Consider the following 18,982-nt stretch of genomic DNA (forward strand, 5'->3'; position numbering starts at 1 on the left):
TTTTCAATGCTATAATTTCAATATAAGGTGTAACCGGTGTCATCAAAGAACAAACTATATAGGAGGGATTATAATGGCAAAGAAAAACTATGATTCACTAGCAAAAGAAGTAGTTGAAAAAGTTGGTGGAGTAGAAAATATAAATAGTTTATTCCATTGTGTAACAAGATTAAGATTTAAGTTGAAAGATTCATCAAAAGCTGATAGAGAAGCAATTAAAGATATACAAGGTGTTTTATCTGTAGTAGAAGGAAATGGACAATTTCAAGTAGTTATAGGAAATCATGTTACAGATGTTTTTGATACGGTTTTGAAATTATTCCCGGAAATTAAGAGTGAAGCAATGAATACTAACGATGTAGAAGAAAAGCCTTCAGGCAATATATTAACTCGTATGTTTAATACGATGTCTTCTATATTTAATCCAATCATAATAGCACTTGCAGGTGCAGGTATGATAAAAGCATTACTTGTTATTTTAACAACTTATGGGTTCATGGACAATACAGGAAGTACTTATAAGATTTTAAGTGCTGCGGGAAATAGTGTATTTTACTTCTTACCACTTTTCTTAGCATTCAGTACAGCAAAAACATTTAAAGTAAATCAATTTGTTGCAGTTGCTATTGTAGGAGCATTAATGGAACCTAACTTTGCTGGTCTTATGAAGGCTACAGGGGATGTAGTTGATTTCTTTGGAATTCCTGTTGTACTTATGGGGTATTCAGGTACAGTTATTCCAGCAATATTAACTATTTGGGTATATTCATATGTTGAAAGATTCTTAAAGAAATTTATTCCTAAGAGTATAGAAATATTTACTTTATCAGCAGTGGCTTTATTAGTTATGGTACCATTGGCAGTTATGGTAATAGGACCAATTGGAGTTACTTTAGGTAATGGAATGGGTGATTTAATTAATTTCTTAAGTGACAAGAGTGGATTAATAGCAGGTTTAGTAGTTGGAGCAGGTTGGACATTCCTTGTAATGATGGGTATCCATTGGGGGGTTGTGCCTATAATGATAAATAATATTGCAAATCAAGGATATGATGTAATAAGACCGATGATTGCTGCTGCTACTTTTGCAAGTGCTGGTGTGGCTTTAGGTGTATTACTTCGTTCTAAGAAGAAAGAAACAAAGGCATTTGCTGCATCAACTATGATTCCAGCTTTATTAGGTGGTATAACTGAACCAATCGTATATGGATTATCAGTAAAATATAAAAAGCCTTTAATTGCTCAAACAATAGCAGGTGGTATAGCTGGTGCATTTATGGGAATGTTCCAAACTAAAGCTATAGTATATGTATTCCCAGCATTAACAACCTTACCAGCATTCTTTGGAGATACATTTGTAATTTATTTAATTGGTATAGCAATGGCATTTGGATTATCAGCAATTTTAACATATATTTTAGGATTTGAGGAACGCGGAGCAAAGTCTAAAAATAGTACATTAAAACCATCAGAAATAGCAGCTTGTGTTAAGGGGGAAATGATTCCATTAGAAGATGTAAAAGATCCTGTTTTTGCAAATAAAACAATGGGAGATGGAATAGCCTTTATACCAGAAAAAGGAGAAGTAACATCACCAGTTGATGGAATAATAGAAGTGGCATTTCCAACAGGACATGCGATAGGATTAAAAAGTGATAATAATGATGAAATTTTAATACATGTTGGTATTAATACAGTAGAGTTAAATGGAGAGTACTTTAAGCTTTTAGTAAAGCAAGGAGAAAGAGTAACAAGAGGACAAAAGTTAATAGAATTTAATTTAAATAAGATTAAAGAAAAAGGTTATGACACTACAACTATGCTTTTAGTAACTGAAGCAAAAAATAAAACATTAAAGAAAGAAAATTATCGTAATGTAGCAAATGAAGATAAAGTTTTAGAACTAATAGGTGAGGGGGCATAATAAAATGACATTTCCTAAAAACTTTTTATGGGGAGGAGCAATTGCAGCTAATCAAGCTGAAGGTGCTTATAATGAAGATGGCAAAGGCTTAAGTGTTGCAGATATACTACCAGTTGGAGTAGATAGATTTAAAAATGTAGAATTAGAAATTAATGAAGAAAAATATTATCCTAGTCATGAAGCTATAGACTTTTACCACACCTATAAGGAGGATATTAAGGAATTGTCTGAGCTAGGAATGAAATGCTTTAGAACCTCTATAGCTTGGAGTCGTATATTCCCTAATGGAGATGATAAAGAGCCTAACGAAAAGGGATTAGAATTTTATGATAATTTGTTTGATGAATTATTAAAGTATGGGATGGAGCCAGTTGTAACTATATCACATTTTGAAACACCTCTTAATTTAATAACTAAGTATGGTGGATGGAAAAATAGAAAACTTATAGATTTTTATGTTAATTATTGTAATGTGATATTTAATAGATATAAGAGTAAAGTGAAGTATTGGATGACTTTTAATGAAATTAATCATGCTCATACATTACCACTTATAGCTGCAGCAATAGTAGTTAAAGAAGATGAGAATAAGCTTCAAGACATATATCAAGCAAGTCATAATATGCTTGTATCAAGTGCGAAAGCTGTAATTATGGGACATGAAGTTAATAAGGATTTTAAAATAGGATGTATGCTATCATTATCTCCTATATATCCAGCTTCTTGTAAACCTGAAGATGTATTTGAATCCTATGAATTAAGAAGAAGATCTTTATTTTATAGTGATATACAAATGCTTGGAGAATATCCTTCATATTTCAACCGTATTGCTAAAGAAAACAATATAAAGATAGAAATGGAAGAGGAAGATAAAGAAATTCTTAAAAAGGGTGGTTGTGATTACTTAGGGTTTAGTTATTATAGATCATCTTTACATGAAGCTGGAATGAAAATACTAGGTAATACAGGTGGCTTATTAGGAAAGAAGAATCCTTATTTAAGTGAAACAAAGTGGGGATGGCCAATAGATCCGTTAGGATTAAGATATGTATGTAATGAATTAACAGATAGATATCATAAGCCTTTATTTATAGTTGAAAATGGATTAGGTGCTATAGATGAGATTACAGAAGATGGTAAGATACATGATGAAGAAAGAATGGAGTATTTAAAGAAGCATGTAATAATGATGAATGAAGCTATAGAAGATGGAGCAGATATAATAGGATATACATGGTGGGGCCCAATAGATATTGTTTCAGCAGGTACTGGAGAAATGAAAAAGCGATATGGTTTTGTTTATGTAGATAAAGATAATAATGGAAATGGAACTTTAAAACGTATAAAGAAGGATAGCTATAATTATTATAAGAAAATAATAGCTACAAATGGAGAAAATTTAGAGAAATAATGGAGGCAGTATTATATGAAAAAAATATTATCTTTTCCTGAAGGATTTTTATGGGGAGGAGCTATAGCAGCAAACCAAGCAGAAGGAGCATGGAATATTGATGGAAAAGGAATGTCTGTAGCAGATGTTGCTATGTACAAGCCTAATATAGACATAAAAGATTATGTAAAGCAATGGCATGTTGGATTACAAGATATAAAAAATGCAATGGAAGCTACAGAGGATACTTACTATCCAAAACGTAGGGGAATAGATTTTTATCATCATTATAAAGAAGATATAGCTTTATTTAAAGAGCTGGGATTTAAAACTTTACGTGTATCTATAGCGTGGACTCGTATTTTCCCAAATGGAAATGAAGACAAGCCAAATGAAAAGGGGCTAGCTTTTTACGAGGACCTTTTCAGAGAACTAAGAAAAAATGATATAGAGCCATTAGTAACTTTATCACATTATGAAATGCCAATTTATTTAGTTAATAACTATGATGGATGGGTATCTAGAGAAGTTGTAGATATGTTTGTAAAATATGCAAAAGTATGTTTTGAAAGATATAAAGACTTAGTAAAATACTGGCTTACATTTAATGAAATAGATAGTGTTTTCCGTCACCCATTTACTACAGTTGGAGTGGTTGAAGAAAAATATGCAAGTAAAAAAGAAGCAGAAGAAGCAATTTATCAAGCTCTGCATAATCAATTTGTAGCAAGTGCACTAGCAACTAAGTATTGTCATGAAATAATACAAGGTTCGCAAGTAGGATGTATGGTAACTAAAACTTTAACATATCCTGAAACTTGTAATCCTGACGATATAATTTTAGCTCAAAGAGATAATAGAAATAACTTTGTTTATACTGATGTACAAGTATTAGGTAAATATCCTAGACATCTTTTAAAATACTTCAAAAAGAATAATATCAATGTGAAAATGCTTGAGGGTGATGAAGCTATATTACAACAATATACAGTAGATTTTATTTCATTTAGTTATTATATGTCTATGGTTCAAAGTATAAATGCAGCAGAGAGAGAAAAAGTTGGTGGAAATTTAGTTACTGGAGTTAAAAATCCATATCTTCCAACAAGTGAATGGGGATGGCAAGTAGATCCAAAGGGATTAAGGGTTTCTTTAATAGATTTATATGATAGATATCAAAAACCATTATGGATAGTTGAAAATGGAATTGGTGCTTATGACAAAGTTGAAGAAGATGGCTCAATTAATGATGATTATAGAATAGAATACTTCAAAAAACATTTTGAGCAAATTGCTATAGCTATAGATGAAGGTGTAGAATGCATGGGATATACATCTTGGGCTTGTATAGATATTGTAAGTGCATCAACTTCGCAAATGTCGAAAAGATATGGATTTATTTATGTTGATGCAGATGATTTAGGAAATGGGACATATAAAAGAAGTAAAAAGAAAAGTTTTGAATGGTACAAAAATATTATTAAGAACAATAGTATAGAAATAGAGTAATTTAAATAAGGAATACAAAAAGCAAGGCATCGTAGCTAAAAAAGTTACGATGTCTTTTTTTGATTAGTTTTTACTGATATTATACTATTTATAATCACTCCAATAATTATAAGAAATAAACCTATTTAGGTATAATACCATTTAAAATAATTAAATCAGAAAGAATATTAAAATAACTTCTTATGATTGAGTAAATTATTATAGCTACAATTAATTGATTCAGTATCTTTTAAAATATAAATATTATAATTATTCCACAAAATATAAATTTATGTATTGTTGGAAAAACACATTGACTTTATTTTAACAAGAGTGTATTATAAAAATATAATAGTAATGATAATCATTCTCAAATAATGAAGAAAGAGGGAAGATATATGAAAATTATTTATTGGAGTGGTACAGGAAATACTGAAGCAATGGCAAAATTAATTTTAGAAGGAGTTAAAGAGTCTGGAGCAATAGGAGAACTAATAAACATATCAACAACTGATGCGGATTCAATAGCAGATGAAGAAGTAGTTATTTTAGGTTGCCCTTCTATGGGAGATGAAGAATTAGAAGAAGGCGAATTCTTACCATTTTTAGAATTAATAGAGAATGACTTAAGAGATAAAAAAGTAGCGCTATTTGGCTCATATGGATGGGGATCTGGTGAGTGGATGGAGAAGTTTGAAGAAAAGATTAAAGATTTAGGAGCTACTTTGCCATTAGAGTCTTTAATTGTTAATTATACGCCAGAAGGTGAAGATGAAGATAGATGCAGAGAGTATGGGAAAAAAATAGCTGCATTATAATATAAAATAAATATTTAAAGATAATTGTATATATTTAAAATTAATATATAAACATTTTTCTCATTAATAAAATAAATTGTTTAATAACCCCTAAAATAAAGAATCCTAATTATATTTGGATTCTTTATTTTTTATTAAATTAAAAATTTTGCTATGTAAATATATTTAAAATATTGGAATATAAATTTTCAAAAATTCACTTGAAAATATAGGACAAGAGTTTGAACAAAACTACAATAAATGAAAAAAGTTCCATGAAATCGTTGACTGAATGTTTTATTTTATATATAATGTAAAAGTAAGTTAAAATATGTTAAATTTTAGCGTGTAATCTAATTTAATTTAGAGCATTAGCTGGGAAGGGTAAGTGTACCTTTTCCAGTTTTTTTATTGTTAATATTGATAATTTAATAGGATTAACAATTATTTAATTGCTTAATATATATTAAATTACATTATTATATATTTTAAATTAAGGGGGATCAGATAGTGAGACTAAAAAGCAAAAAATTAAAAAGGCTAATAGCAAAGACTATGATGGTAATTATGTTATTTACATTATTACCCAATGTATTTACATTAAAGGCTAAAGCTTTAGACGGAAATGAGGCAAAAAGTGAAGGGTATGAGATATATCCAATTCCTCAAAGTATTGAATATGGTGATGGTAATATAAATTTTCAAAATAAGGCAAATGTTATATTTGAAGATGGAATTGATGATGCAACTAAAAATAGGTTGTTTGAAGTATTGAATATTAAAGGTATTTCATACGAAGTAGGTACTGAAATAAAAAGTGATCAAACAAATTTTTTAGTAGGAATAAATAATTCTAAAGGTATTGTAGATAATTATTTTAATAATAAAAATTTAGGTGATGATGCTCATTTTGAGAAAATAGATTCTCATATAGTGTCAGTAGATGATAATGTAATTGCAGTATTAGGTAAAGATACTGACTCAGCATTTTATGGGCTTACATCATTAAAATTAATATTTAAACAAATAGAAGGAAATGAAATAAGAGAATTATTAATTAAAGATTATTCAGATGGACATTGGAGAGGGTTTATAGAAGGATATTATGGTATTCCTTGGAGTAATGAAAATCGTATGGATTTAATGAAGTTTGGTGGAGACTTTAAGATGAATGCATATATTTTTGCTCCGAAAGACGATGAATATCATAGCCTTAAATGGAGAGAGCCATATCCAGCAGAGAAGCTAGAAGAACTTAGACAATTAGCCGAGGTTGGAGCAAAAACAAAAAATAAATTTATATGGACAATTCACCCATTCTTAAAGGATGGAATGAAGTTCGATACTGATGAGAACTATCAAAGTGATTTATCAAAGATTATTGCAAAGTTTGAACAATTATACAGTATAGGTGTTCGTCAATTTGGAGTACTTGCTGATGATGCTGAAGGAGAAGCAAAAGATCAAGTAAGACTTATGAATGATCTAGAACAATGGAGATTATCAAAAGGTGATGTATATAGTTTCATTTTTGTTCCTAAGGTATATACAAAAGAGTCAGCAGGTGGAGATGTTAATAATGAATATTTAAGAACAATTTCTGGAATGCCTGAAAGTACTGAAATATTATGGACAGGTGATACTATACTTGGATATGTAAAGCAAGATAGCTTCGATTTCTTTAAAGAAGCAGTAGGAAGAGAACCTTTCATGTGGTTAAACTGGCCTGTAAATGATATTAATAATAGTCGTTTACTAATGGGTAAAGGTGAAATGTTAGATAAGGATGTTACAAACTTTAGAGGAATTGTAACTAATCCAATGCAAGAGGCACAAGCTTCAAAGGTATCTTTATTTGCAATTGCAGACTATGGTTGGAATCATGCAAGTTTTGATATGGACAAGAGTTGGGAAGATTCATTTAAATATATTGAACCAGATGCAACTGAAGAATTGCACACATTTGCAAAACATATGAGTGATCCTGCTCCAACTTGGCATGGATTAACATTAGAGGAATCAGAAGAATTAAGACCAATAATTCAAGATTTTACAAAGAAGTTATTTAGAAAAGAATCAATAGTAGAAGATAGTAAGATTGTTTTAGCAGAATATCAAGAGATTTTAGATGCAACTAATAACTTTGCACAAAAATCTAAAAATGAATTGATGAAAAATGAAATAAAGGCATGGGTTGACTCTCTAAGAGATTTATCTGAATCAACAATTGCATACGTTAATGCAGCACTTGCTTTAGAAGAAGGTAACTATGAAGAAGCTGTTAAGTATTATAGCTTAGGTGAAAGTGAATATACTTCTTCAAGAAGTTATAGAGTTCAAGGAATTAATGGACAAATTAGACCAGAACCAGGTAGTAGACACTTATTACCATTTGCGAAGGATTTATCAAGAATAATTAGTGAAAAAATGGCTCAAGTAGTTAATCCAGATAGTAACAAGCTAACATTATTCCCTTATACCAATATGGGATACAACTTATATTGGGGACATGTTCAAAATATAGTTGATGGAGACAATGCTAGATTATCAACTATGTGGATTCGTAGAGCTGCTAATGAAGATGACTATGTTGCTTTAGAATTAAACGAAGTAACAGAGGTTAACAGCATTACATTTGAACAAGGTGAGCCAGGTGCTGGAGATAAATTTAACTTTGTTAAATTCCAATCTTCAATGGATGGAGAAAATTGGACCGATATAGATGGTGTTGCATATGGACCAGAAAAAGAAAAAATAGTTGTAGAAAACCTTAAAGTAAAAGCTAAATATGTAAGAGTTGTTCCAACAGGAGAAATCAAAAGTAACTGGATATCAGTTCGTGAATTCTCAATTAATAAAGAAGATGAGAGCAATTTATTTAGAGATGTTTATACAAATATAGAAGCTTTATCTAACAATAAAGTTAATATATTACCAGAAACAGCTATACTTGAAAATATAAATGATATTACATTAGCAGAAAATGAATATGTTGGTATTAAGTTAAACAAAATAAAAGAATTAAAAAATATTGTTGCTGAATACTCAAATAAAGATAATTTAACTTTAGAAACATCAATCAATGGGATTGAATGGACAGCTGTAGAAGACTTAAGTTCTAGTGTAAATGCACGTTATATTCGTATTATTAATAAAGGTAAAGAGTCAGTTAAAACTAATATTACAAAGTTAGAAATAGAAAATACAACTAATGATGTAACATTTGATGTTAGACCTGCAGCAGAAGCTAAGTTTGAACCAACTAATTTAATAGATGGCAAATTAAACACAGCATTTAAACCTAATGTAAATGCGCCTAAAACAGGTCATTTAACATATTATATTTCTGATAACACAGAAATCAAGAAATTTACTGTATTACAAGATCCAACTACATTATCAAATGCAGCAGTATCTATAAGAACTGAAAATGGATGGAATAATATAGGGGAACTAAGTAAGAGTGTTAATGTATTTAATACATCACAATTCCAAAATGTATTTGAAATAAAAATAGAATGGGATGGAATGGCTCCAACTCTAAATGAAATTGGAGTTTCAACAGTTGAAGAAAGTGTGAGTGTTAACAGAGAAGCATTGATAGAAGCAATAGAAAAAGCAGAAAGTATGCTGAACTCAGATAAATACACTGAAGAATCAATAGCTAACCTAAAAGAAGTGCTAAATGCAGCAAAAGAAGTTATGATAAATGAAGATGCTACTCAAGAAGATATAGATAGAGCAGTAGAAGATTTAAACAAAGCAATATCTTCTTTAGTTGAAAAACCATCAGTTCCAGGTGAAGAAGAAAATCCTGGAGAGGATGGAAAACCAGGTGAAGATAATTCAGATAATGATAGTAATCAAGGGGAAGGTAGTAAACCACTTCCTCCAACAGATGACGAAAATAGTAGTTCAGGAAAAGGTGATGGAAATTTACCTAATACAGGAGGAACATCACCAGTTATGGTTCTAGCAATTGGAGGAATTATTTTAATAGCTGGAGTAATAACATTGAGAAAAAAAGCTACAAATAATTAGATAAAACTTTTTTTAATGAAGTCTGTTTAATTAAGAAAAAATAATTTTTTAGAAAAGAGTAATAACAACTTTTATGGTTATTACTCTTTTTTCTTTATAATGATATATTACATTATTTCACTATTATAATGAGCTTATAATATTATTAGCATAGATAAATTAACATAATTATGAAAAAAATACATGAAAGCGTTGACAAGTTGGATGAATGTATATATACTGTAAATGAAAGTTAAATTATGTTTATTTTTGGCGTGTAATCTAATTAAGTTTAGAGCATTAGCTGTGATAAAAATGTTTTGTTTATAATTATTATTTTGGTTGTAAATAAAATATCTTTTTATTGCAGCTTTTATTATTTTAATATAAAAATTTATAACAAAATACAAATGAAAGAGGGATAAAATGTTAAAAGCAAAATTAAATTCTATTCTAGCAAAGGTAGTTGTAGCATCATTTATATTTACAACAACTCCAACAACAGTTTTTGCAGATATGCTTAACGATCAAGGTAAGCAAATAGTTAAATTAAAAGTTGAAGCACCAAGGGTAAGCCCAACACCACAATTACTAGAATCATCAGGAGAAGGAGTAGTTTTATCTAATAAAGTAAACATAATTGGACAAGATAAGGCAGACAAAGATGCTGTAAGAGAACTAATGGAATTTTTAAAAAAGTTAGGTCTTGAAGTAAATAATGAGTTTAGTGATGAATCAACAACGATAATAATCGGTGAAGATGATGATAACATAGAGGAAATGAATAAATTCTTATCTGAAATTAATAAAGAAGGTGCAGAGTCCATTTCAGTTAATGAAGGATATGTACTTGCTGCAAACCCAAATAAAAATGGGGCTATGACAATAGCTATAGAAGGTACTGATGAAGTTGGTACTTACTATGGAGTTAAAACTTTAAAGGAATTAGTGCTTAAAGAAAACAATCAAAATGTTATGCCTGAGGTTTATGTAAATGATTACCCAACTCAACATGTAAGAGCTATAGTTGAAGGGTTCTATGGAAATCCTTGGACACATCAAGATAGATTAGATCAATTTAGGTTTTATGGAGACAATAAATTAAATATGTATATATATGCTCCAAAGGATGATCCATATCATAGAGATAAATGGAGAGATCCATATCCACAAGAAGAAATGGCAAGAATGCAAGAACTTATTAATACAGCTGCTGAAAATAAAGTTGATTTTGTATTTGCAATTTCTCCAGGTAAGGATATAGACATAAATTCAGAAGCAGATTATCAGGCACTTGTTGATAAGTGTGAGTCATTATATAACATGGGAGTTAGAAGTTTTTCTATCCTTTGGGATGATATATTTACAGATGATGGAGCAGGACAAGCTGCTATAATGAATAGATTTAATAAAGAATTTGTTAAGGCAAAAGGTGATGTTAAGCCGTTAATAACAGTTCCAACTCAATATTGGGGAACTTCAATGTTCACTGATGGACAAGTTAAACCTTATACAAAAGGATTTGCAGAAAATCTAGATACTGATATTGAAGTTATGTGGACTGGCGAAAATGTTATGTCTGAAACAGTAACTTTAGATGATGCAGAAAAAGTAAATAATTTATACAATAGAAAAATGCTTTTATGGTGGAATTATCCTGTTAGTGACTATAGAGTTGATAAGTTAGCTTTAGGACCAATATATAATTTAGGAAATGATTTAGATAGTAAAATTGGTGGATTTATTATGAATCCAATGGAGTTTGCAGAAGCATCAAAAATAACTCTTCATACAGGGGCTGATTATGCTTGGAACACTGCAGCTTATAACCATGATAAAGCTTGGGATAATGCAATTTCAGATTTAGTTGGAGAAGAATTAAAAGAAAGCTTTAAAAAGTTTGCTGATCATAGTACAAGACTTGATACTGGTAGAGAAGATGCGCCAGAAATGAGGGCTATAATGGATTCTTTCTGGAATAAGGTTGATAATAAACAAATTCCAGCTACAGAACTTGAGAGTTTAAAATCAGGATTTGAAGCAATAAAATCAGCAGTATCAGAAACTCAATCTAAGTTATATGCTGAAATGCTTGAAGAAGTAGCTCCACAACTTGAAAAACTTACTAATTATGCAGATGCAGCCTCTACAGCAGCAGATATGGTCATAGCAATGTTAAAAGGTGATAGTAAGCTATGGTGGGAATTAAAATCAAAGCTTTCTTTACAAATTGAAGTATTAGATGCATCAAAGGCAATAATATCTGAAAAGGTATTAGATGACTTTATTAAACAAGCTAATATAAAGACAGACAATATGTATTTTGATGGTGTATTAAAGGAAGAAGTGAAAGCTTATAATTATCAAGCAACAACATCTGATAATCTTTCACCACTAAAGTTTGATGAATGGTATAATGCTAAATCACCTTACGAACTTTCAAATATGTTTGATGGTAAACTAGATACTGCTTATAGATCATCAGGAAATATTAAATCTGGAGATGAAGTAATAGTAGATTTAGGACAAGAAGAATATATTGAAAATATTTATATATTAATGGGAAGAACTTCAGAAGATAATATGATTATGAATGGAAATCTTCAAATATCTAATGATGGAGTTGAATGGAAAACTGTAGTTGAAGGAAATACATTTAGAGAAGTATTTGAAGATGAAATTAATGAGAAGGCTAGATATATTAAATATGTAGCAACAGAAGATCAAGAAAATCAATTATTCATAAGAGAGTTTATGGTAAATAAGAATACTAATAGCGGAGTTAAATCTAGCGTAGATACTAAGCTTTCTTATAGAAAGAGTATAGCTGATAAAAATGAAATCAATTCAGTTGTTGCAGAGGAAAAAGTTAAGTTAAAAACTGGAGATACAGTTGAATTAGAGCTTCCAGAATTTAAGTTTATTACTGGAGTTAATGTAAATGGCAATGTAAATGGTAATGTTGAATATACAATAAATGGAATTGATTGGATTAAGCTAGGAGATAGTGAAACAATAAAATTAGATAAAGCACAAGTTGTAAAAGCAGTTAGATTTGTGGCAAATGAAAATAAAACAGTAAAGAATTTTAGCATGGATGTAGTGATTGAAGGAAGAGGAAGTCAATCAATTGAAACAAATAGAAAGGGTAGCGGAAATTATACAGATTTAAATGCTATTGTTGATGGAGACTTAGATTCAAGCTTTATTTCATCAGGTGCATTAAAAATTGGGGACTATTTCACTTTAGATTTAGGAGAAGTAACTAATGTAAGAAATATTCAAATTATTGGGGATAGATCATTTGGTGGAGATAGAATCCGTGATGGTAAAGTTGAATATTCATTAGATGGAACAAATTGGACAGAAATATATACTGGTGGGATTTCTGAGCAATTTAGAATGCATGATTTAGATTTCAATGCTAAATATGTAAGAGTTACTGCAACAAAGGGTACTGATTCATGGGTTAGAATGTCTGATTTCTCAGTTAATTCACCAGAAGCAGAGGTTATATTTGAATCAACTGCTAAACCATCTGACGATAATCATAGATTACCTAATTTAATGGATAACAATATTCAAACTTCATATATACCATCTAGAGATCTTGCTAGTGGAGATAAGTTAGTTTACAACATATTTGATGGTGCTTTAGTAAATAAAGTTGAAATATTCCAAAGTGAAAAAACTATATCTAATGCTAAAGTTATTGCTAGAACATCAGATGATAGAAGAATAGAGCTTGGAACATTAGACAAAGGTTACAATATGTTTAATATGGAAAAGGCAGAAGAAGTTATATCGATAACTCTAGAATTCCAAGAAGGATCTGGAAGGCCAGAAATATATGAAATAGTAACTGAAAACTTTAGTTTAGAAGCTATAAAAGAAGTTGCAAAAGCTAATTTAGCAAAGGCAAAAGAGTTATTAACAAACACTGAAGGTAAATCAAATGAAGTTATAGAAGCTTTAAAGGTAGCAGTAACTGAAGTTGAAACATTATTAATAGATGGTGGATCTAGAGAAGAAATATTCTTATCAAATAAAAAACTTGAATCTGCAATAAAAGATTTTACAGATTATACTGAAGAATCTAAGCCAAATGAAAAACCAGAAGTTAAACCAGAAGAAAAGCCAGAAGAAAAGCCAGAAAATGGTGGTGGAGATACATCAAATGGTACAGAAGAGGATAAAAATAATAAACCAGGCAAGCTTCCTCAAACAGGTGGGCCATCAGGATTATCAACAATGCTTTTAGGAATTACATCACTACTTGGTGGAGTAGCAGTTTATAAAAGAAGAAGAAAATAAAAATTTATAAATTAAATAAGAATATAATCTGATATATAAAAAGCTATTATTACATTGCTTCACTTTGTAATAATAGCTTTTTTACTATTGTATATATTTCTAACCAGTTATTTACTCTTATTATATTTTTATTAATAGGATCTTTATTATAATTAGTATTAATAAGTAAAACTTTAAAGCCTGCATTTGAAAGATCTATTGCATTTGAATAATTATCTTCAATAAAAATATTGCAGTTTAATTCTCTAGCTTTATCTACTTTATAATGACTACCTAAAAGATACAGATTATCATAGTAAATTGAGTTTTTTCTCAGATATCCGTGAGTTAGTAATGCAAGATTTTTTTCTCTTGCAGTTACAAAATAAATATTACTATATAAACTAAGTTCATTTATTACATATCTTACATGCTCTCTTATTTTTTGTTTGGAATGAAGTTCATACTTATATTTTTCATAAAATTCTAAATAACGTTCTTCACTTATACCTAAAATCTTAGAAATAGAGTATTCTGTGACTTCATTTTCTTTAATATTTGTTTTAAAGTATCTGTTACAAGGTTCAAGCCAATAGTATGCATCAGTTATAGTTCCATCTATATCAATACATATATTAAATTTTTTCATTTTCTCACCTTCTTTATAATTATATTTATATAATACTACTTAAAAGTTAATAAGGAATTAAAAATATGTTAAATTATCAAATAAGTTAAAATAATGTTATATAGTACTTTGATAGTATAATTTATAAATGAATATTTTTATTTAGAAGTATGAATTTTAATTGATGTATTCAATAATGGTAAATAGTGTTTATTAAATAGAATAGGATATTCATTGTTTTTATATATAGATTCCTCAATTAAATAATATTGTTTTTCAGAGGAAATGGAATGTCTTTTAGTTGCAAATTTTCCTGATGATGAAAATTTAATATCTATAGAGCTATGGCTACAATTATTGTAAATATCGTCTTCAATAAACTTAAGTAGGCTATTAGTATTATTTAAATCTATATCAAAGGCAGAGATAGTTTCAATAGGAACAATTGTATAAGTATATGCAAGGGCATTTCCATTACTCATATACCACCTATCAATATTCACTGCAGCAACAGTCTTTTTACCTAAGACCTCTATAAAATAATCAGATGGAGGTTCTATATGAAAATCCATTTCTACATGATCTATTTTAGCTTCTAATGATTTATATATAATATGTCCTAATTTTTCAAGTCCAATCTTTTTATTTTTTTGATTTCTTACTATGAAGTTACCTTTTCCACGAATATTTTTTATTAAACCATCATCTTGTAATAATGATAAGGCTTGACGTAAAGTTGTTCTACTTACTCCTAGTTCCTTAGCTAAATCAGGTTCTGAAGGAAGTCTATAATTATCTGGAAGGTCTTCTTCCTTTATCATTTTAAATAATGTGTTATATACTTCAACATATCTTAAAGTTTTAGATTTTTTCATAATATCAGTATTAAGCATAATAAAACCTCTCTCTATAAAAATAAACAAGTTAAATACAAGTTTATATTAGTTATTATAATATAATTATAGAATAAATTATCAAATTTTTCTAATAAAATATCAATAAAATACAACAGTGAAAACGTTGACCGATACAAATGGATTGTAGTATTATAAATATATAATAGACAAGTTAAAGACAAGTTTAGTGATGTATTATGAATTTAAATATGCTATAATTTAACTAATTAAGTTTAAGATTAATTAATTGAATTATAACAAATAATATATAATATATTATTTATAGTCTTAAATAAAGAAGCTTGGAAAGGAGTAATAACATGAAGAAATATAAAAGAATTTTTACTATTGTAATAGATTCATTAGGTGTTGGAGAAATGGAGGATGCAAAAGAATACGGAGATGTAAATGTTGATACTCTTGGTCATATTGCAGAATCAGTAGAGTCTTTTAAAGTGCCTAATCTTGAAAAAATGGGAATTGCAAATTTACGTCCAGTAAAGCATTTAAAAGCTAAAGAAAACCCATTAGGATATCAAATGAAAATGAAAGAAGCTAGTACAGGTAAGGATACTATGACAGGACACTGGGAAATTGCTGGCTTACACATTACTAAGCCATTCCAAACTTTTACTGATACAGGATTCCCTAAGGAACTACTAGATGAGTTGATTAAAAGAACAGGTCATAATATAGTAGGAAACAAAAGTGCTAGTGGAACAGAAATATTAGATGAGTTTGGGGAACATCAAATGAAGACTGGGGATATGATTGTATATACTTCAGCAGATTCAGTATTACAAATATGTGGACATGAAGAAACATTTGGATTAGAAGAATTATATAGATGCTGTGAAATTGCAAGAGAAATTACCTTAAAAGATGAATGGAAGGTAGGAAGAATAATTGCAAGGCCATATGTTGGAGAGAGAAAAGGCGAGTTTAAGAGAACAAGCAATAGACATGACTATGCATTAAAGCCATATGGCAGAACAGTGTTAAATGAGTTAAAAGATAATAATTATGATGTTATTTCTGTAGGAAAAATAAATGATATATTTGATGGTGAAGGAATAACGGAATCACATAAATCAAAAAGCTCAGTTCATGGAATGGAACAAACATTAGAGATAATGGATAAGGATTTTGAAGGTCTATGCTTTGTAAACCTAGTAGATTTTGATTCATTATGGGGGCACAGAAGAAATCCACAAGGATACGCAGAGGAGTTAGAAAAGTTTGATGTTAGTTTAGGTAAAGTTTTAGAAAAACTTAAAGAGGATGATTTATTAATTATAACTGCAGACCATGGAAATGATCCAACATATATTGGATCAGACCATACAAGAGAACATGTACCATTCTTAGCTTATTCACCTTCAATGAAAGGAAATGGAGTATTAGAAACTTGTAATAGTTTTGCAGCAATAGGTGCAACAATAGCTGATAATTTTGATGTTAAAATGTCAGAAGGTACTATTGGAGAATCAGTTTTAGGAAAATTAAATTAGTTTAAATAAAGTTTATAAAATTTTCTTATATAGAAAGTTTTATAATTATTAAAAAGATTAAAAAACAAGGAGCTGTCGCAGAAAGCCATTTAATGTAATGCCACAGCACCTTGTTTTTATTATTCTCTTATTAAAATTTTTTCTACTTCTGCAATATATAAGGTATGATAATCTTTTTCAGGATAACATTGTTTATCAATATCTTTGTCTATAAAGCATTGAGGTTTTAGTTCTTGAGCGTATAACTTTTTACAGATAATTGTAAGCTTTGCTTCTTCGAAAGCTGGAGTATTATCAACATAGGCAACTGTTAAATTAGTTTTAGAAAGCTTATCTTCATCCCTTCCAGAAACTGTTCCCAAGTAGCTTAGATCCTTTTTGTAACTTTTATCAAAGAATGTAAGGGAAAATGTAGAAGATGCATCTACAAATTCTTTCGTAAACCTTTGAGGTCTTAGAACTATAGAAACTACATTTTTCCCCCACATAATACCCAAACTACCCCATGAAGCAGTCATTGTATTAATTTTATTTTCTTTCTCAGCTGTAACAAGCATCCAGTCATGACCAATTAATTTAAATGCACTTTCATTTAAATCTTCAGGTTTAATTTCTCTAAAATTACTCACAATATGTTCCCCCGTAATTAACTTATTAAAAATATATTATATAAATTATTATACATATATACTCAGAAATTGTATGCTATATAAATTTAAAAATTATTTATAAAGTAGGATTATCTAGTAAGTTTATTTTTATGTAACAGGATGTTTGCAAGAAAAGATTGAAGCTTTGATATTAAATGTAAATCAAAAGGAGAGTAATATCTAACCTTACTCTCGCTTTATAATAAAATTATTTAATTATTTTCCCATAATATATTTTGAGGCATCACTTCAAGAATAGTATTAAGTATCTCTATAATATTTTCCCTTTTTACATTAGAAGATGATAATAATTGCTTATACTTCTTACTTCCTTTTTGACTCTGAAACAAACTTTGAAGTGGGGCAATTAAAGAATGAATACTATTAGCATTTTCAAGTTCTTCTATAATATATGGAATATAAGACTTTATAATTTCTCCTCTTGAAATAGTTTCTATATTTTTATTATTTTCATAAAGTTTATGGAAGTTAGCTAAAAGATAACAATCTTCATATGAAGCTCTTCCTATCATTACACCATCTACTTTTGTAAGAGCATCTTTAATTGAATCTAATGTTTTAAAACCACCATTGATTTCTATATTTAAATGATTAAATTCTCTTTTTAATTTATATACCATATCATAATTAAGTGGAGGAATTTCTCTATTATCTTTTGGACTTAAGCCTTTTAATATAGCAGAGCGTGCATGAATTGTGTATCTATCAGGCTTAGCTTTAGATACAGAATCTAAAAATTCTAATAAATCTTCATAGCCATCCATTATAATTTTGCTTTTTTCATCCTCTATAACACCAGTTCCATCTATTCCTATTCTATGCTTTATTGTAACAGGTTTGTCTGTTGCTTCTTTCATAGCACATAAGATTTCATAAACCAATTCTTTAGAAGACATTAGAGCTGCCCCCATTAAGTTACCAGATACTCTATCAGATGGACAGCCACAATTTAAATTAACTTCGGTATAGTTATAATCATTGGCCAATTTAACAGCCTTATAAGCATCTTCAGGGTTAGATGCTGCAATTTGTAGAGCAACATCACCTTCCTCTTTCCTAAAGTAAAGAATTTTATCTCTATCACCGTTGATTATTGCTTGGGCTGTAACCATTTCTGTATAAAGTAAAGCATCTTTAGTTAAAAGCCTTGAAAAATATCTAAAATGCCTATGGGATTTGTCTACCATAGGGGCAATACTAATCTTCGAAGTTTTTATATTTGAAATATATTTTTCCATCATTCGTTTCCTTTCGTAGTTATTTATAAATTGAGAATTAGCCTTAATGATATGCATCAAATTGTAGTTTCTCATTATAATAAAATCTCCAATTTAATACATATCATTAATGAGGATAATTCTTCA

Annotated in this window: 11 protein-coding genes; 7 read left to right on the forward strand and 4 right to left on the reverse strand. The window is 29.2% G+C overall.

The genetic code is table 11. The features are described from left to right. Positions 1-73: 73 nt before the first annotated feature. From J7M87_RS11295 to J7M87_RS11320, 6 genes are all read left to right on the forward strand, one after another. Complete coding sequence (locus J7M87_RS11295) at positions 74-1,924, forward strand: beta-glucoside-specific PTS transporter subunit IIABC (protein WP_291651153.1); 1,851 nt, start codon at positions 74-76, stop codon at positions 1,922-1,924. A 4-nt stretch (positions 1,925-1,928) separates the two neighbouring features. Next, positions 1,929-3,335 (forward strand): family 1 glycosylhydrolase, encoded by a 1,407-nt coding sequence (locus tag J7M87_RS11300; protein ID WP_291651154.1) that lies wholly within the window; start codon positions 1,929-1,931, stop codon positions 3,333-3,335. A gap of 15 nt (positions 3,336-3,350) precedes the next feature. Continuing rightward, positions 3,351-4,823 carry a glycoside hydrolase family 1 protein gene (locus J7M87_RS11305; protein WP_291651155.1) on the forward strand — a complete coding sequence of 491 codons (1,473 nt, stop codon included), beginning with the start codon at positions 3,351-3,353 and terminating at the stop codon, positions 4,821-4,823. A 377-nt stretch (positions 4,824-5,200) separates the two neighbouring features. Further along, complete coding sequence (locus tag J7M87_RS11310; protein ID WP_291651156.1) at positions 5,201-5,620, forward strand: flavodoxin; 420 nt, start codon at positions 5,201-5,203, stop codon at positions 5,618-5,620. Between the two features lie 489 nt (positions 5,621-6,109). After that, positions 6,110-9,640, forward strand: coding sequence for a beta-N-acetylglucosaminidase domain-containing protein (locus J7M87_RS11315; protein WP_291651157.1), 3,531 nt, complete (start codon positions 6,110-6,112; stop codon positions 9,638-9,640). A 405-nt stretch (positions 9,641-10,045) separates the two neighbouring features. Then, a complete protein-coding gene (locus J7M87_RS11320) occupies positions 10,046-13,933 on the forward strand; it encodes a beta-N-acetylglucosaminidase domain-containing protein (protein WP_291651158.1) in 3,888 nt (1,295 codons plus the stop codon). Positions 13,934-13,982: 49 nt separating this feature from the next. On the opposite strand, the gene J7M87_RS11325 is transcribed toward J7M87_RS11320, so the two are convergent. Beyond that, positions 13,983-14,561, reverse strand: coding sequence for a hypothetical protein (locus J7M87_RS11325; protein WP_291651159.1), 579 nt, complete (start codon positions 14,559-14,561; stop codon positions 13,983-13,985). 137 nt (positions 14,562-14,698) lie between these two features. Beyond that, on the reverse strand, positions 14,699-15,433 hold the full coding sequence (locus tag J7M87_RS11330; protein ID WP_291651160.1) for a GntR family transcriptional regulator: 735 nt from the start codon (positions 15,431-15,433) through the stop codon (positions 14,699-14,701). Positions 15,434-15,756: 323 nt separating this feature from the next. On the opposite strand from J7M87_RS11330, the gene J7M87_RS11335 reads away from it, so the two are divergent. Then, positions 15,757-16,947, forward strand: a complete 1,191-nt coding sequence (locus J7M87_RS11335) for a phosphopentomutase (RefSeq protein ID WP_291651161.1) — start codon at positions 15,757-15,759, stop codon at positions 16,945-16,947. Between the two features lie 119 nt (positions 16,948-17,066). Here the strand turns inward: J7M87_RS11335 and J7M87_RS11340 are convergent, their stop codons facing one another. Continuing rightward, complete coding sequence (locus J7M87_RS11340; RefSeq protein WP_291651162.1) at positions 17,067-17,576, reverse strand: flavin reductase; 510 nt, start codon at positions 17,574-17,576, stop codon at positions 17,067-17,069. Positions 17,577-17,809: 233 nt separating this feature from the next. Beyond that, on the reverse strand, positions 17,810-18,931 hold the full coding sequence (gene dusA, locus J7M87_RS11345) for a tRNA dihydrouridine(20/20a) synthase DusA (protein ID WP_291651163.1): 1,122 nt from the start codon (positions 18,929-18,931) through the stop codon (positions 17,810-17,812). Positions 18,932-18,982 lie beyond the last annotated feature (51 nt).

Origin of the sequence: Clostridium sp. (assembly GCF_017888565.1) — a bacterium.
Classification (GTDB): Bacteria; Bacillota; Clostridia; order Clostridiales; family Clostridiaceae; genus Clostridium.

Excerpts from the sequence above, each read along its gene's own strand:
- J7M87_RS11320 (WP_291651158.1), top strand. The coding sequence starts at position 10,046 with ATGTTAAAAGCAAAATTAAATTCTATTCTAGCAAAGGTAGTTGTAGCA.
- J7M87_RS11330 (WP_291651160.1), bottom strand. The coding sequence starts at position 15,433 with ATGCTTAATACTGATATTATGAAAAAATCTAAAACTTTAAGATATGTT.
- J7M87_RS11300 (WP_291651154.1), top strand. The coding sequence starts at position 1,929 with ATGACATTTCCTAAAAACTTTTTATGGGGAGGAGCAATTGCAGCTAAT.
- J7M87_RS11305 (WP_291651155.1), top strand. The coding sequence starts at position 3,351 with ATGAAAAAAATATTATCTTTTCCTGAAGGATTTTTATGGGGAGGAGCT.
- J7M87_RS11335 (WP_291651161.1), top strand. The coding sequence starts at position 15,757 with ATGAAGAAATATAAAAGAATTTTTACTATTGTAATAGATTCATTAGGT.
- J7M87_RS11295 (WP_291651153.1), top strand. The coding sequence starts at position 74 with ATGGCAAAGAAAAACTATGATTCACTAGCAAAAGAAGTAGTTGAAAAA.
- dusA (WP_291651163.1), bottom strand. The coding sequence starts at position 18,931 with ATGAGAAACTACAATTTGATGCATATCATTAAGGCTAATTCTCAATTT.
- J7M87_RS11310 (WP_291651156.1), top strand. The coding sequence starts at position 5,201 with ATGAAAATTATTTATTGGAGTGGTACAGGAAATACTGAAGCAATGGCA.
- J7M87_RS11325 (WP_291651159.1), bottom strand. The coding sequence starts at position 14,561 with ATGAAAAAATTTAATATATGTATTGATATAGATGGAACTATAACTGAT.